The sequence below is a fragment of the Occallatibacter sp. genome (genome assembly GCF_035317045.1).
Classification (GTDB): Bacteria; Acidobacteriota; Terriglobia; order Terriglobales; family Acidobacteriaceae; genus Telmatobacter.
In genome coordinates, this window is sequence record NZ_DATHHT010000024.1 from 156447 (window position 1) to 172949 (window position 16503).

The window sequence follows — 16503 nt, forward strand, 5'->3', positions numbered from 1 at the left end:
GGAGTTTTAGAGACAGGACACTCATCGCACCTGCAAAATTTCGGCGTGTCCATTTTCAGGACTGCTCGTTTTGCTCCTGCTTCGCCAGCTTCGATCGTGCTTGCTGAATCGTGACGCCGGTCAACAGAAATACCTTGCTGCGCGACAGTTCCCCGCTCACAAGCTTGACTGATCGCTTCGGCACGCCGAACTTCTCAGCCAGAAACGCTACCAGCGCCTCGTTTGCGCGACCCTCGACCGGCGGAGCCTGGACGGCAATCTTCAACTGAGCCGTGTCGCCCGCGCCATATACGCCGACAATCGCTGTCTTCTTCGCGCCGGGCTGCGCACGTACCGCGAGCGTAACGCCGCCGGCGACCTCGCGCAGCATCGACCTGCTCATTCGGGCGGTCCTGAGTAGGGTGCGCGCTTCCCAAACAACGCTGTCCCCACGCGAATGAGTGTCGCACCTTCTGCAATGGCCAGCGGAAAATCGCCGCTCATCCCCATGGAAAGCACTTCGAGATTCAACTTTGAATACTTCGCTGCCCAGCGATCGCGCCACTCGCGCAAGCTGCGAAAGCACGCCTGCGTCACTGCATCCGGCGCACCCCACGGGGCAATCGTCATCAACCCGCGCATTTCAAGGCTGCTCAACCCCGGCAACGCCTCAAGCAACTGCGCTGCTTCCACGGACTCCGGCTCCAATCCTTCCTTGGTCTCCTCGGGACTGAGCTTCACCTCGATCAAAACCGAAAGCCGCTTGCCAAGCTTTTCCGCGGCATCATTCAGCCGCTGCGCCAGCCGCAGGGAGTCCACGGAATCGACGGCGTCAAACAACTCCGCCGCACGTGCAGCTTTGTTCGATTGCAGATGCCCGATGAGGTGCATGCGAATTGGCTTGTCTGCCTGCGATCGCAGGAACTCCAACTCCGCAGACTTACCTGCAAATTCCTGCACGCGATTTTCGCCAAACAACACCAGCCCCAACGCCGCAGCTTCGACAATCGTCTGCGCTGGATAGGTCTTGGATACGGCCATGAGTTCGACGTCTTCGCTCCGCCGACCCGCACGACGGCATGCATCCGCAATCGTCGACCCAAGCTTTTCCAGGTTCTCGGCAAGCTGGCTCATTCCGGCTTGCCGATGCGCTGACGCGCGCTTTCAAGCCGGCCTGTCACCGGGACATGATCCGCCGCGGCTCCAAAGCCGAAGCGCGGCATGTTCGCGTAAATGCACTCGTAGCTTCCGCGCTCAACCAGAAAGGTCTCGTGCCAGATGCCCACTGACCCGTTGCCGCCAACCCGGCGGTTGAAGTCCGCCCATGCCGGCAAATGGTGGCTGTCGCGCATATGTGCGTATGCATGCAGATGATCGAAACTGCGCCAGTATTGAATCGTAGCCACGCCGCGCCAGTAGATCATCTGTTCCACGTGCAGCAGGCCCATTTCAGGGTGCTTCTTCAGCTCGGCAATCATCGGCGGCATCGCCTTCGCCACCGGAACCCACTTGCTGAATTGGAGCAGGCGGTTTACGCGCATGCCAATGATGAAGACGACAAAGGGTCCGTCGAACTTGGCGGTGAAACGGCCAGGGAAGATTGTGGGCATTTTCCGCTTCCTTTCGCGACCACCTCAGTGCCCGTGTTCTTCGAGATACTTCTCGGCCTCAAGCGCAGCCATGCATCCCGTCCCCGCGGCTGTGATCGCCTGCCGGTACCTCCGGTCCTGCACATCGCCGCACGCATAAACGCCCGGTACTGGAATTCCCTTCCGCGTTGTAATCACGTTGCCCTGCGTCAGCACGTAGCCTTCATCGTCCAGATCGATCTGGCCAGCGAACATCTTGGCGTTCGGCTCATGCCCGATTCCGAGAAAGAGCCCCTCCACGTGCAATGTGCTCGTCGCGCCGGTCGCCACATCGCGCAGTTTGAGCCCCTTTACTTCCTTCTCTTCCACGCCCAGCACTTCATGCACCACAGTGTTCGTCCTAAACTCGATGTTGGGATGCGCCATTGCCCGCTCGAGCATGATCTTTGAGGCGCGAAACGCAGGCCGCCGGTGCAGCAGGGTCACCTTCGATGCGAAGCGCGTAAGAAACAGCGCCTCCTCCATTGCCGAGTCACCGCCGCCCACAACGGCAATCGGCTTGCCGCGGAAGAAGAATCCGTCGCAGGTCGCGCAGCTTGATACTCCGTGACCGATCAGCGCCTGCTCACTCGGTATCCCCAGCCAGCGCGCGCTCGCACCCGCCGCAATAATCAGCGTGCGCGTCTGAATCTCGCCCGCGGAAGTGTGCAGCTGGAAGGGATGCACGCCCAGTTCCACACGATCCAGGTGGGCCAGTTGAAAATCCGCACCAAACCGCGCGGCCTGTTTCTTCATGTTGTCGATCAGTTCCGGCCCCTGGATGCCATCCGGCCATCCCGGAAAGTTCTCGACGAGCGAAGTAATTGAGAGTTGGCCCCCCGGCTCATGCCCTTCCAGCACGAGAGGTTTCAGGTTGGCGCGCGCGCTGTAAATCGCCGCTGTCAATCCGGCGCAGCCGGAACCAAGAATTACGGTGTCACGTGTCTCTGTCATGAGGTTTCCCAGTAAATTGTAGACGGCGCGGCCCGCCCCGCATGGCTTCGGAAAACCATGTCGAAATTGGCCGGAAGTCACTTGACGAGTTCAGCCGACTGCTTCTTCCGTCACAAATCGGTCCCAGTAGATAAGATGTTGCACATGGCAAATCTGACTCTTGTCTACGGAATGCGCCTGTTGCCCGAGGGCGAAGTGACCGAGATCAACGACGCTACGCTCAAGCTGGCCAATGGCCACGAGGCACACGTCACCATGCACGTCCTCGAGGGCTCGCGCGAACAAATCGAGACGCAGCTCAAGCAAAGCCTCGATGCCTTCTTTGACTTTTATCCGGAGATTTGACCAGGCGAAGCCAGCTCTTCGCCGACCCACCCGGTCTTTGCGCTCAGACCCGCGCCTGCGTTGTCTTCTTTGAAGTGCTCTGACGCACGCGCAGATTGTCGATTGCGTAATCGATGAAGCGCGGCTCAAAGTGAGGGGCTTCTCGCATGAAGCGGCACGTCGCAATCACCTGGTCCACGATAAATCGTGGGTGATACGCCGCAAGTTCGAGTCCCTTCTCCACCGTCACGGTGTGCACAATCTTGTCGAAGATCTCATCGGACATCTCGACCGACTGTTTCTTGCACTCGCTTTCAAAGATCTTCTTGTAGTTCTCGCGCGAAGGCGCTCCAACTTCGATCTTGTAGGGTAGACGCCGCAGAAACGCCGGATCCATCAGGTCTTCCGGCTCGAGGTTCGTCGAGAAAATCACCAGTTCCTCAAACGGAATGGAGAACGTCTTGCCTGTGTGCAGCTTCAGGTAGTCAACCCTGCTCTCCAGCGGCACAATCCAGCGATTCAACAGGTTGGTCGGACTCACGATCTGCCGCCCGAAATCGTCGATCAGGAAGCATCCCCCTAGCGCCTTCACATGCAGGGGAGCCTCGTAATAGTGCCCCGTTGTGTCGTAACGCAGATCGAGCATCTCCAGCGTCAGTTCGCCGCCTGTAATCACAAACGGCCGCTGGCACGGAACCCAGCGCGCATCGTAGGTCTGCGCCTTCACCACCGTGAACGCATTTTCGTCCTCAATGTCCGTCGTCTCCAAAGGAAAGTGGATACTCGGATCGTGAACCCGGATAATTTGTCCTTCCACGATTACCGAATACGGCACGTAAATCACGTCACTGAAGACGGAAGCAAATCGCTGGGCTACCGTGGTCTTGCCGTTTCCTGGCGGTCCATAAAGCAGCATGGCGCGGCCTGAATTCAATGCTGGGCCGGCCTGCTCCATAATGCGTTCGTCAAAGGCCAACCCCGTGGTTGCGGCCTTGATTTTTTCGGGGGTTACGAGCTCATTGGTCAGCTTCTGCAGGTTCACCTGGTCCGTGAAGTCTTCGAGCGTTACCGGTGCCGGTCCCGTGTAGTGTTGCCGGGTCATGGCGTCGATCACAAACCGCTTTCCCTGTTCTGTAAATGTGTAGGCAAGATCGATCAGGCTATCGCTACCGGCGTTGCGGGCGCCCAGGTTCTGCAGCAACGACCGGTCAACGGCCATGCGGACCAGTTCCAAAACGATGTTATAAGGCAGCTTGATCGAGTCGCCAAATTGCCGCACCGTCTGCAACCGGCCCACGTAGATCAGCTTGAGCATCAAGCCCAGCAAGTCGCTTTCATCCAGCCCCGTGGCCGCGATGTTTTCCGGCTCCCGCGGCGTGCGGTGCACGAATTTCTCCAGATGGTCCTTCGAAATCGCCCCGATGGCGACCAGGTTGTCGCCCAAGCGTCCGCCGCACATTGAAAGGCGTTCGAGTGCCTTGGCAATGTCCATCTCGGTCACGAGCTTGGCCCGGACGAGCAAATCTCCCAATCGTAAGCGCGCGCTGATAGTGGCCCCCTTAAATTCCTTTAATTGCTAGCTTTGGATCGCAAATTCATTGTAGCCAGAAAAGTAACTTTGCAATGAACTTAGGTAATCCACGATGGGGTACCTATAGTTACGAATGGGGCCAGATCCTTCGGGATCACGGCTTTTCTGCTAGTCAGGCCAGTTTCCCTTAGAGAATCCTCATCGTGGCGAGTAAATGGTGGTCGCCCAAAAGCAAGTGCTTGCTTTGGAGCAGGACCGTGCGCGCACCTCGATTTGCCATCTGCATCCTTACCACAGCACTGGTGATGCCCTTCGCACTCGCCGGAGGCCCCAGGTTCGTTGCAGGGACGGCCTACTTCAACCCCGCAGTTGTCGGGCAACCGGTGCACTGGTCAGGCGGCGTGGTCAACTACTATGTCGACCAGGGCTCGCTCAACAGCCAGATTTCGGCTCAGAACGCCACCGCCATGGTCGATGCTGCCGCGGCAATCTGGAGTGCTGTCCCTACCGCCGGCGTGATCCTCACTGACTCCGGCCCTCTTAACGAAGATGTCAACGGCGCCAGCGTCATCGCCGGCAACCAGGTTTTTGCTGCACCCTCCGACGTCACGCCCGCAGCCACCAACTATCCGCTCGCTGTCATTTACGATGCCGACGGCTCTGTGATTAACAGCCTCTTCGGCGTCGGTTCAAGCGATCCCACGAGCTGCCAGAACAACGGTGTCCTAACCTGGCTCGACAACATCCAGCCCGACGCCACTATCGGCCACGCCGTCATTCTCCTGAACGGTCTGTGCGCCACCAACTCGAACCTCGTCGCGATGATGCAATTCGAACTGGAACGGGCCTTCGGCCGCGTCCTTGGCCTCGATTACGCGCAGGTCAACCCTGGCGCGCTCGCCAACGGCGAACCCGATAGCCTGCTCGGCTGGCCCGTTATGCAGCCGATGAGCGGCGTCTGCGGAGCGATGGGCGGCATCTGCATCCCCAACCCCGCTCAACTTCGCTACGACGATATCGCAGCCCTCAACCGCATCTATCCCATTACCGCGGCAAACATCGCTTCGTTCCCCGGCAAGCAGATCACCGCCGCGAACACCGTTTCCATCCAGGGCACGCTCAGTTTTCGCACCGGTATCGGCATGCAGGGCGTCAACGTCGTCGCCCTTCCGCTCGACTCCAACGGGAATCCGCTCTATCAGTACACCGTAACCTTTGTTTCCGGCGCATATTTCAGCGGCAATCGCGGTAACCCTATCACCGGCTGGACGGACCGAAATGGAAACCTGCTTGCAGAATGGGGCTCAAACGATCCCGCGCTCGAGGGCTTTTTCGATCTCAGTGGTATCCCCTTGCCACCCGGCATGACCATCGCGAATTACCAGGTCACCTTCGAATCCATCGATCCACTTTTTATGCTCACGGAGTCTGTCGGCCCGTACGTCGACGGTTCGCCATCGCCTTCCGGAACCATGCCTGTACTGTCCGTTTCAAACATGTCTGCTGGCAGTGCGCAAACTCTCACCGTCACCATCGCCGACTCCGCCGCTGGCAATCCGCAGGACGCCATAGCCTCGCCCGATTTGCCTCGTCCCCTGCCGACAAGCGGCCTCTGGTGCGGTCGTCTCAGCCAGGTGGGTCAGACCGACTGGTTTGCCTTCCCCGTCCGCTCCGGACACACCTTCACCATCGTCACCCAGGCTCTGAATGAGTCGGGGCTCCCCACCGAAACCAAGGCCCTCCCCACCATCGGTGTCTGGGATGCGTTCAATCCCATTTCCGCGTCCACACTCAACTGGGCTCCCGCGCTCAACGGATATGCGACCGGCGAAACGTGGCTGAAGGTTGCAGCATCCGCCGACGACATCGTTCGCCTCGGTATCGCCGATATGCGCGGTGACGGACGCCCCGACTACGCCTATAACGGCTGGGTTCTCTATGCCGACACCATCCAGTCGCCCCGGCTGTCCGCAGCCGGCGGCCCGATCGTGATTCGCGGCATGGGCTTCCGTCCTTCCGACACCGTCCTCATCGGCGGACAGAAAGCTGTCGTCACCAGCATTTCGCCGAACGAGATTACTGTGATCGCTCCCGCCGCCACTCCTGACGTAAGCGGATCTGTAGATGTCGAGGTCGACGACTTGCCCATGTTCTATGCGATGACCATTCTTCCCGGCGCCATCAGCTACGACTCCGCGACCGGCGATTCCCTCACCCTCAACACCGCTCCCGCCAACACCGTCCCGATCGGCGTTCCCATCCCCTTCTCCGTGACCGCGCTGGGACCAGACCTCACCCCAGCCGGAGGCGTCACGGTGACCTTCGCCGTCGCCAGCGGAAATGCCACCCTCTCCTGTGGCGCGGGATCCTGCTCCACGTCGGCAACTGGCGATGGCATTGCAACCATCAACATCACCGCTCCCTCTGCCGGTTCCTCTGTCGTCACGGCTTTCCTGACCAACGGTGCCAGCCTGCAGGCTCACTTCAGCGGCGGTACGGCGCCAAACCTTTCTGCTCTCACTCCGATGCTGTCTGTAGCAGCAGGAGTCACGGTCAACTGGACCACGCAAGCCTTGGCGCTCTTGAGCGGCACACCTGCTCCTGGCCAAACCGTAACCTGGCAGCCCGTTGGAGGTATCTCTCCGCAAGGGCCACCGTCCACCGCCACCAACTCCAACGGCATCGCCTCCAAATCCCTCGCGGTGGGACCGCTCTCCGAAGGCCAGCAAATCACCTCAAACGCGTGCCTGAATGGCACCAGCCAGTGCGTTAGCTTCATCGCTCTCGGCGCCCGAGCCGAATTTGCCTGGCTCGAACCCATCTCCGGAACCGGTCAGACTCTTGCTGCCTCGGGTACTCCCGGATCGATCACTCTTCGCGTCCGTGACATGAACGGCAACCCCATGGCTGGCGGCGCCGTCACCCTCTATCAGTCTCTCTACGCATGGACGCCTCCCTGCCCGCCCCACGGCCGCTGTGCGCAGGCTCCGTTGCTCGCCACCCAAACCGCCATCGGGAACTCAGCCCTCGACGGCACCGTAACGTTCGCTCCTGCCTCGATCCCCGGCCTCGCCACCAACCTCGCCGCACTCGCCGTCACTGGCAATACAAGCGCTATCTCCATTGCAATTGAGCAGCACCCATAGACCTTTCAGCCGCATCGGCAAACTCTGCCACTCTCGCCACTCTCGGGCATCAGATACTCAGAGAGCGAGGTTGAATGAGCGAACTGACAAAACCGCTCCGTGCAGGTGATGGCGCTGCGCGACCGCGGGTCGTAATCGTAGGCGCCGGCTTTGGAGGTCTCCATGCAGCGATTGCGCTGGGCCACCTTGCGGTGGACTTGACCGTTATCGACCGCCGCAACCATCACACCTTCCAGCCGCTTCTCTACCAGGTAGCACTCGCCGTCCTCTCGCCGGCCGATATCGCCCAGCCCATTCGCACGGTTCTGCGCCGTCAGTCCAACACAGAAGTGCTGATGGACGAAGTCACCAGCATCGACGTTCAGGAACGCCGTATCGGCCTCGCTTCGGGCACCGACCTTTCATATGACTATCTCGTCCTCGCCACCGGCGCCACCCACTCCTACTTCGGCAAGAACGAGTGGGCGCCCTTCGCCCCGGGCCTCAAAAGCATTGAGGACGCTGTCGAGATCCGCCGCCGCGTTCTGCTCGCCTTCGAACTCGCCGAGAGGCAAATGCAGGAGCACGGCTGGCATCCACCACTCAATTTCGTGGTTATCGGTGGCGGCCCTACCGGGGTCGAACTTGCGGGCGCCATCAGCGACATCGCCAAACTTTACATGCGCCACGATTTCCGCCACATCGACCCCTCCAAGGCTCGCGTGCTGCTGCTCGACAATGGCCCGCGCGTCCTCGCCGCCTATCCCGAGGATCTCTCGGCCAAGGCTGAGCGCACCCTTTTCGACCTTGGCGTCGAAGTCCACACCAAAAGCAACGTCACCAAGGTTGGACCTGGCTGGGTCGAGGCCAACAATCAGCGCATCGACGCTGCCGTCATCCTGTGGGCCGCCGGCGTTCAGGCCTCGCCTCTCGGCAAAATGATCGGCGCACCTGCTGACAAGCGCGGCTGCGTCATCGTCGACAACAACCTCAATCCCCCCGGCCTTCCCGAAGTCTTTGTCCTCGGAGATCTTGCCCATTTCGAGCAGGACGGCCGCCAGGTTCCCGGCGTCGCGCAACCCGCTATGCAGATGGGCGACCACATCGGCAAAATGATCGCAGCTGATCTCGGACAAAAACGCCGCCCCGCATTCCGGTACTTCGATAAGGGCGACATGGCTACCATCGGGCGCATGGCCGCCGTCGCCAAGGTGGAATGGCCTTTCAAGGCTCATCTGAGTGGCTTCCTGGCCTGGGTCACGTGGATCACGGTGCACATCTTCTTTCTCATCGGCTTCCGCAATCGCGTTTCCGTCTTCTCGCAATGGGTCTGGACATACTTCACGTTCACCCGCGGCGCAAGACTCATCACCGGCGATCAGCGCCTGCCAGGCTGGCAAGACCAGGTGGACGCCGGCCCGACCCAGCAGGAAGATGCCCGCATCGCCGAAGTGCGTTGAAACAGCACCGGCCAATTGGGCGAAGAAGCTGAAAAGCTCCCCCATCCGTTAAACTGATAAGAGTCATGCTCGATCTGGGATTCGTCCGGGGCAACCTGGAAGCAGTTGAAGAAAAACTCCGTGCCCGCGGCGCCGATCCTGCCGCCCTTCTAGGCAACTTCCGGCAACTGGACCAGAGGCGCCGCGAAGCCATCACTGCCTCAGAGCAGCTCAAGGCCCGCCGCAACGAGCTCTCGCAGCAGGTTGGCACCCTCAAGCGCGAAGGCAAAGACGCCACCGCCGTGATGGACGAGACACGCGCCCTCAAAGAAAGGCTCGACGAACTCGACAAGTCCGCGACCTCCCTCGATGAGCAGATGCGCCTCTCTCTCGCCGGCATCCCTAACTTGACCCGCGACGAAGTCCCCATCGGCAAATCCGAGGAAGACAACGTCACCGTAAAAATCTGGGGCGAGAAGCCGCACTTCGACTTTACACCGAAGCCTCACTGGGAGCTCGGCGAGCAGCTCGGCATCCTAGATCTTGAGCGTGCAACCAAACTGAGCGGCGCGCGTTTCGCCGTTTATGTGGGCGCGGGAGCACGTCTCGAACGAGCGCTTATCGGCTTCATGCTCGACACGCACACCCAGAAGCATGGCTACACCGAGGTGCTGCCGCCCTTCATGGTCAACAGCAAGAGCCTGTTCGGCACCGGTCAGCTTCCCAAGTTCGCCGAGGACCTTTTCCGCTGCTCCGATGCTGACGCCGAAGCCGTCGCTCGCGGCGAGTTCAAAGACAACGACCACTGGCTCATCCCCACCGCCGAAGTTCCGGTCACCAACCTCTATCGTGACGAAATTCTCGACGAAGGCCGCCTGCCCATTTGGTTCACCGCATACACGCCCTGCTTCCGTGCCGAAGCCGGAGCGGCAGGCAAGGACACGCGCGGCATCATTCGTCAGCACCAGTTTCAGAAAGTCGAGCTGGTCAAGTTCACGCGTCCTGAAGACTCCGACGCTGAACACGAAAAGCTGACCCGCGACGCCGAAGAGATTCTCGAAGCTCTCAAGCTTCCCTATCGCCGGGTTCTGCTTTGCACGGCCGACACTGGATTCAGCTCCGCCAAGACTTTCGACCTCGAAGTCTGGCTCCCCGGTCAGCAGTTGTACCGCGAAATCTCTTCCTGCTCCAACTTCGAGGCCTTCCAGGCCCGCCGCGCCAACATTCGTTTCAAGCCCTCCGCGAAAGGCAAGAATGAATTCGTGCACACCATCAACGGCAGCGGTCTCGCTGTGGGTCGAACGTGGCTCGCTCTTCTTGAGAACTACCAGCAAGCTGATGGCTCTGTCATCGTTCCTGATGCGCTGCGTCCCTACATGGGCGGCCTCGATCGCATTATTGCCCGCGTCACGCGGCAGGAGCAAGCATGAACAAGTTCCTGAAGAACTACTTCTATTGGACCCATCCTCGCGGCAACGTCCACTATGACGTCATGGTGTCATTGATCCTGCTCTTCATCTTCGTCACGCCGCACTTGTGGGATTACGGCGACAAGCCGTCGCGAGCGGCCGGGCCAACACACCCCATCCAGGTCATCGGCGACGACGGGCGCGGCATCATCGTCACCCTCGCACCTTCGGATGTGAATGTCCCAGCGTCTGCTTCGATCAACGACGTTCGAAAGATTCTGCGCAAGGCCATCGAACCCGTCACCGGCGACGCCGTCTCGGTCATTCGCTGGGAAACCGCGTCCGACACACAGGGCAACATCGTTTGGAAGATCTGGGCTCGGCGCTAGGGCTGAAGAAAAAATCCGGGACGGTCCCCATGCTCAGCGTATCTATCCGTCCAACAGGAAAAGGAAGTCTATGCACCTTGGAAAGAAAACCCTGATCGTCGCAATGTCTGCATTCCTCTTTGCCTCGATCGCTCCGAAGATTGCCGCGCAGGATTTGAAAACCGTGCTGGCCAAACTCGACGCCGCAGCGGCCAACTTCCGCTCAACGTCGGCCGATTTCGAGTTCGACTCCATTCAGACCGATCCAGTGCCCGATAAGGAAGTGCAAAAGGGCACGGTTTATTACGAGCGAAACGGCTCCAATTTCCAGATGGCGGCGCACATCGAACAGGAGAACGGCAAACCCGTCCCCAAGATCTATACCTTTTCAAAGGGAGTCTTTCGCCTGTACGAGAAACTTATCAACCAGGCGACGACCTACAAGAACGACAAGCTCGGCGGCTACCTTCTGCTTGGCTTCGGAGCCAGCGGCAAAGATCTTTCCGAGAAATGGGACATCACTTACGGCGGTGAAGAGACTATCGACGGCGTGAAGACTGAAAAACTCGACCTCGTTCCCAAAGATCCTGCGGTGCGAAAGAACCTTGTGAAGGCGACTGTCTGGATGGATACCGCGCGCGGCGTTAGCCTGAAGCAGGTATTCGACCAGGGCGAGGGACAGTCTCGCGTGTGCCTATACTTCAACTTCAAATTTAATCAGCCTCTGCCTTCCAGCGTGTTCGCCTTCAAAACCGACAGCAAGACCCAAATCATTAACCGGTAGAGCGCCACCCCGCCCAGCACAAACAGCATCGGAAAGCACTCCAGCGTATACCGCGCCTCAGGTGCCTCGACGGACAGCAGCAGGGCGCTGCGCAGCACTATGTACGCCAGCATCCACGGCCACATCTTTGGCCGCAGGCATAGGCCTATGACGCCGAGCAGCAGGTAGAACGCGTTCAGTCCCGCATAGAGCCAGCTGAAGCGCGTCTCTGCGTAATGATGCTTGTAGACCCACCAGTCCAGATCTATGGGCAGATTCTCAACTCTCGGACGCAGCCACATATCCAATACGCGTCCAACCGGCAGCAGCACGTACGACCGCAAGGGATGTGCCGCATACCGCTCCTTTGCCAGCTTCGCGAATCGAGCATCGATCTCCGGCGTCAGGGTCTCGCCGTTGTTGTTGTAATCAAGTGCCAGCGCCGCCGTCTCCGCCTGCTGTTGCGGGGAATCAAAAGCCCGCGCAGGCAGCCTGGTGATATCGAGCGTATCCCCCGGCACGTTCCAGTACACCTGGTAAGTCGAAACGAAATCCAGACACCACGTCTTCACCCAGCTCACCCAGCCCGCCTGCGTGGACTCTCCCGGGTCCGTCGCATAACGAGGAGCCAGCGGCTCAATCACCTGAAACGTGCTCCAGTTGCGCCACGTCCAGGCCACAAACGGCATCACTGCCAGCAGCACGCAAACCGCAACCATCCGCTTGACTCCACTGCGCACTTGAATCTGGTTCTTCTTCCGCACCAGGGCCAGCAGCAGCGCTGGACCGAACGCCAGTGCCACCAGCGCACCGTCCGGCCGCAGCAGTGCCGCATACGTCACCGCAAACGTGAATCCCAACGCCGCCGGCCATCCCGGGCGCTCGGCAAACTTTGCGCTGCAACCCATCGCCAACGCGATCACAAACAGCGTCGGCCCCTCTGTCAGCGGGTTCGCAGCATATACAGCCGTAAAGGGGCACAATGCGGCCAGCCAAAGCGTGCAATGCGCCGCACCTACGCTCAACCGCGCGGGCGCCACCCGTCGCGCAAAATCCGCCAGCAGCAGACAACCTGCCAGTTCCAGAACGATCTGGACCCAGGCAGCCGATGCATAGTTTTCCATTCCAAACAACTTGAAGCACACGGCCAGAAACAAGGGATACCCCGGCAGCCGGATCAGCGTCGGATATGTCTCGCCCGTACCCACCGTCAGCGCATAACGCCCCGAAAGGAGCAGATTCTTCGCGATCCCCCCGTAGATGAGCGCGTCCCCGGTCACCTCAAAGAATCGCTTCAGCATCCAAAAACGAAGAAGGGCTCCAGCTAGAAGTGCCGGCAGCATCCACAGAGCATTACGCAAGCGATCTGCCGTCCTAACCGTTTGCATCAATTGACTCAGGGGTTCAGCTTCCATACGATTCGTACTGTATACCTTAGAAACGGCGATGCTCGATAAACAGATATTTTTCGATCCCCAGCGAACCCGATGGAAGCGCCTGCGCCGCATATTCGACATCACGGCGGTCGTATCCACGCTTGTGCTGGCCGGCTTTATCTTCAATGTACTCCGGGGCCAGCGTTTGCCCGAGTTGCTGCTGCCTACACAGAAGCACACCTACAAGGCATTGCAGAACAGGGCGCCCTTGGCACGCAACCAGAAACCCATTCACCCCGCACGCCGCAAAACCGATCGCAAACCGTCCGATATTCCCCTCAACACCGGCGAAGGATTGCGCGCCGCGTATTACGTTCCCTACGACGAGGCCAGCTACGCTTCCTTCAAGGAGCATGTTCACCAGATTGATCTGCTCTTCCCCGAGTGGCTGCATGTCGATTCCTCGGCGCCGAGGCTCCTCGCACTCGACAGCGAGAGCCACCGCTCTTTTCCCGTCATCGATCATAATTCCGTCCACGATCCCGACGATCTCAACCGCATCAAGCGCACTATCCAGTTGGCCAAGGAAGACACGGAGATCTTCCCGCATGTCAACAATTACAACTCCGCTACTCAAATTTGGGACGGCGGGGTCGGCAATCTCCTCAACGATCCCCGGAATCGCGCGGCCCTTCGCCAACAGATTCTCCAGTTTCTTGCGGCGTTCCCTGCATACCACGGCCTCTCGCTCGATTTTGAGAATCTCCCCGAGGGCGGAGAAGCCGGATACACCACGTTTATTCAGGAACTCTATGCCGACATGCATCCGCGCCGCCTGCGCCTCTATGTCACCAATGGCGCCGGCACAGACGGCAATATCCTGAAGACCATCGCCGAGAACTCCGATGGCGTTGTCCTGATGAATTACGATCAGCACGAAGTTCAAAGTGAGCCGGGCCCCATCGCCAGCCAGGACTGGTTCGTTGCCAACCTCGTGCGCGCAAAGAAGTACGTTCCGCTCAACAAACTCATTTGTGCCGTTGGCAACTACGGTTACGACTGGGAGATGTCCATTCCCGATCCCAAGGCGCACGACCCCAAGATGCGCCAGCCTCGCGTGGTCAACACTGAAGTGAAGGACCACGTCCCCGACGTCTGGCAAACGGCTGGCGACGCGGACGCGGATCTCGACCTCGACTACAACTCCCTCAACCCCCACTTTGAGTACATCGACGAGGACTCGCACACGCGCCACGTTATATGGTTCCTCGACGGCGTGACCATGTTGAATGAACTCCGAGCTGCGCGCGCGCTCGGCCTGCAAACCTTCGCTCTCTGGCGCCTTGGCTCTGAAGACCGGTCCATGTGGAATGTCTGGGACAAGCCCAGCAATCCGGCTTCCCTGGATGCATTACGCTCGGTGGCGCCCGGCCAGGACGTCGACGCCGAAGGCGAAGGCGACATTATGCGTGTTACCGGCCTTCCCCAACAGGGCAAACGCACCGTCGAGGTTGACTCCGACGAGCCTGACCCTCGCAAGAAACTCATCATCGATGAGCACATGGATATCTACCCTCGGACCTACACCGTGCAGTATTACGGCTACCACCCCAACGAGGTGTCCCTCTCATTCGACGATGGACCCGATCCGAAATGGACGCCGCGCATTCTCGACGTCCTCGACAAGAAAGGCGTGAAGGGCACCTTTCTCATCATCGGCGAAGAAGCACTGGAAAACATCGGCATCATGAAGCGCGAACAGCGGGAGGGCCACGAGATCGGCAATCATACCTATACGCATCCCGATATCAGTGAAGTCTCGGCGCAGCGGCTTGATATCGAGGTAAAGCTCACAGAGCGCCTGTTCGCAAGCCAACTCGGCGTTCAGCCGCTCTATATTCGTCCACCCTACGATGTGGATGAAGAGCCGGAAACCGACGTTCAGGCCGAACCCGTGGTTCGCCTCCAGAACGAAGGCTACATCGTCATCGGCAACAAAATCGACACTGACGACTGGGACGAACGCAACCCCAAAACGCCTGCCGAGATTACGCAGTCGGTGCTCGACCAGCTTGAACGGATGAAGACGAAGCCGCAGTTCCGCGGATCCATTATCCTGATGCACGATGGCGGCGGCGACCGCTCCGCTACCGTAGCTGCCTTGCCCGTCCTTATCGACACTCTCCGCGCGCGCGGCTACACCTTCGTTCCTGTCTCGTCGCTTCTGGGCAAAACGACTGCCCAGGTCATGCCGGAACTGACATTCCGGCAATACATACGCGCCATCCCAGATTCCATCGCCTTCTCAGCGCTCTCCATCATCGGCCGCTTCATCGTCCTCGTATTCTTCGTCGGCGATGTCGTCATGAGTGCTCGGCTCATTATCGTCGGCATCTTCGCCATCATCGATCGCCTGCGCCGGCCGCACCGTCAAGCCTCGCCCGGATTCAATCCCCGCGTAGCCGTATTCATCCCCGCCTACAACGAGGAAAAAGTCATCGTCCGCACCATCCGTTCGGTGCTGAATTCTGACTACACGAATCTGCACGTCATCGTCGTCGATGACGGGTCAACAGATCGCACCTTCGAAGTCGCCCGTGAAGCCTACGCGAAAGACATCGCTTCGGGCCGCGTGCAGGTCCTCACCAAGCCAAATGGGGGAAAGGCGGCGGCCCTCAACTTCGCGCTGGAAGGCATCGACGAAGACTTCTATGTCGGCATTGACGCCGACACCGTCATCGCCATGGATGCGGTCTCCAAACTGATTCCTCATTTCGAAGATGAGCGTGTGGGCGCGGTCGCAGGCAACGCAAAGGTTGGCAACCGCGTCAACCTCTGGACCCGCTGGCAGGCCCTCGAATACATCACCAGCCAGAACTTCGAACGCCGCGCCCTCGACCTGTTCAATGTCGTCACTGTCGTGCCCGGCGCCATTGGCGCGTGGCGCACCGCCGGAACCAGGGCCGCCGGCGGCTATCCCATTAACACGGTCGCCGAAGACGCCGACCTCACCATGAATCTGCTGGAACAGAAATACAAGGTCGTCTACGAAGACCGCGCCCTCGCATTCACTGAGGCCCCCATCGACGCACGCGGCCTGATGCGCCAGCGCTTCCGCTGGTCCTTCGGCATTTTGCAGGCCGTCTGGAAGCATCGCATGGCATTCGTCCGCAACAAGGCCATGGGTCTCTTCGCGCTGCCCAACATCCTTATCTTCCAGATGTTCCTTCCGCTCGTATCGCCCTTCATCGACTTGATGTTTCTCGCCGGACTCGCGCACTACCTCGTCGACCGCCACTATCATCCCGAAGCCGCCTCTGCCGCCAGCCTCGAAAAACTGCTTGCTTATTTCGGCGCGTTTCTCCTCATCGACTTCGTCACCTCCGGCATCGCTTTCAGCCTCGAACGACGCCACCCCGCCAACAAGGGGGACGGCTGGCTGCTCTTCCACATCTGGCTCCAGCGTTTCGCCTACCGCCAGGTCTTCTCCATCGTGCTGGCCAAAACCCTCATGCGCGCTATTGACGGGAAGCCCTTCAACTGGGACAAGCTCGAACGCACCGCCAAGATGAGCAAACAGACCGAGGCCCTGACCACGTGAGTTCAG

13 protein-coding genes are annotated in these 16503 nt (G+C 59.6%); 7 read left to right on the forward strand and 6 right to left on the reverse strand.

The genetic code is table 11. The features are described from left to right. Positions 1 to 55 precede the first annotated feature (55 nt). The 4 genes from VK574_RS11570 to trxB are packed head-to-tail and all read right to left on the reverse strand — an operon-like array spanning position 56 to position 2561. Positions 56 to 382 (reverse strand): DUF167 domain-containing protein, encoded by a 327-nt coding sequence (locus VK574_RS11570; protein WP_472800009.1) that lies wholly within the window; start codon positions 380 to 382, stop codon positions 56 to 58. Next, entirely contained in the window at positions 379 to 1113 is a 735-nt protein-coding gene (locus VK574_RS11575; protein ID WP_472800010.1) for a YggS family pyridoxal phosphate-dependent enzyme, read from the reverse strand. Before VK574_RS11575 ends, VK574_RS11570 begins: the two co-directional genes overlap by 4 nt. Further along, positions 1110 to 1589 carry a DUF4188 domain-containing protein gene (locus tag VK574_RS11580; protein ID WP_472800011.1) on the reverse strand — a complete coding sequence of 160 codons (480 nt, stop codon included), beginning with the start codon at positions 1587 to 1589 and terminating at the stop codon, positions 1110 to 1112. Before VK574_RS11580 ends, VK574_RS11575 begins: the two co-directional genes overlap by 4 nt. A 24-nt stretch (positions 1590 to 1613) precedes the next feature. Further along, entirely contained in the window at positions 1614 to 2561 is a 948-nt protein-coding gene (gene trxB / locus VK574_RS11585; protein ID WP_472800012.1) for a thioredoxin-disulfide reductase, read from the reverse strand. A gap of 144 nt (positions 2562 to 2705) precedes the next feature. Between trxB and VK574_RS11590 the strand changes: the two genes are divergently transcribed. Next, a complete protein-coding gene (locus tag VK574_RS11590; protein ID WP_472800013.1) occupies positions 2706 to 2906 on the forward strand; it encodes an allantoinase in 201 nt (66 codons plus the stop codon). Between the two features lie 43 nt (positions 2907 to 2949). On the opposite strand, the gene VK574_RS11595 is transcribed toward VK574_RS11590, so the two are convergent. Beyond that, the gene (locus VK574_RS11595) at positions 2950 to 4407 is read right to left on the reverse strand and encodes an ATP-binding protein (RefSeq protein WP_472800014.1); all 1458 of its coding nucleotides are present in this window, start codon (positions 4405 to 4407) and stop codon (positions 2950 to 2952) included. Positions 4408 to 4673: 266 nt separating this feature from the next. Here VK574_RS11595 and VK574_RS11600 point away from each other — a divergent pair, with 266 nt between their 5' ends. From VK574_RS11600 to VK574_RS11620, 5 genes are all read left to right on the forward strand, one after another. After that, positions 4674 to 7562 carry an IPT/TIG domain-containing protein gene (locus VK574_RS11600; protein ID WP_472800015.1) on the forward strand — a complete coding sequence of 963 codons (2889 nt, stop codon included), beginning with the start codon at positions 4674 to 4676 and terminating at the stop codon, positions 7560 to 7562. Between the two features lie 74 nt (positions 7563 to 7636). Beyond that, positions 7637 to 9001, forward strand: a complete 1365-nt coding sequence (locus VK574_RS11605; RefSeq protein ID WP_472800016.1) for an NAD(P)/FAD-dependent oxidoreductase — start codon at positions 7637 to 7639, stop codon at positions 8999 to 9001. Positions 9002 to 9066: 65 nt separating this feature from the next. Beyond that, positions 9067 to 10410, forward strand: coding sequence for a serine--tRNA ligase (gene serS / locus VK574_RS11610; protein ID WP_472800017.1), 1344 nt, complete (start codon positions 9067 to 9069; stop codon positions 10408 to 10410). After that, positions 10407 to 10778: a hypothetical protein gene (locus VK574_RS11615; protein ID WP_472800018.1), complete on the forward strand. Its 372-nt coding sequence runs from the start codon at positions 10407 to 10409 to the stop codon at positions 10776 to 10778. The genes serS and VK574_RS11615 overlap by 4 nt, the downstream gene beginning before the upstream one ends. 70 nt (positions 10779 to 10848) lie before the next feature. Further along, positions 10849 to 11541: a LolA family protein gene (locus VK574_RS11620; RefSeq protein ID WP_472800019.1), complete on the forward strand. Its 693-nt coding sequence runs from the start codon at positions 10849 to 10851 to the stop codon at positions 11539 to 11541. Here the strand turns inward: VK574_RS11620 and VK574_RS11625 are convergent. Then, positions 11475 to 12908: an ArnT family glycosyltransferase gene (locus VK574_RS11625; protein WP_472800020.1), complete on the reverse strand. Its 1434-nt coding sequence runs from the start codon at positions 12906 to 12908 to the stop codon at positions 11475 to 11477. The two genes, VK574_RS11620 and VK574_RS11625, sit on opposite strands and share 67 nt — an antisense overlap. Positions 12909 to 12966: 58 nt before the next feature. Here VK574_RS11625 and VK574_RS11630 point away from each other — a divergent pair, with 58 nt between their 5' ends. Beyond that, positions 12967 to 16497: a glycosyltransferase gene (locus VK574_RS11630; protein ID WP_472800021.1), complete on the forward strand. Its 3531-nt coding sequence runs from the start codon at positions 12967 to 12969 to the stop codon at positions 16495 to 16497. The last annotated feature ends 6 nt before the right edge of the window (positions 16498 to 16503 follow it).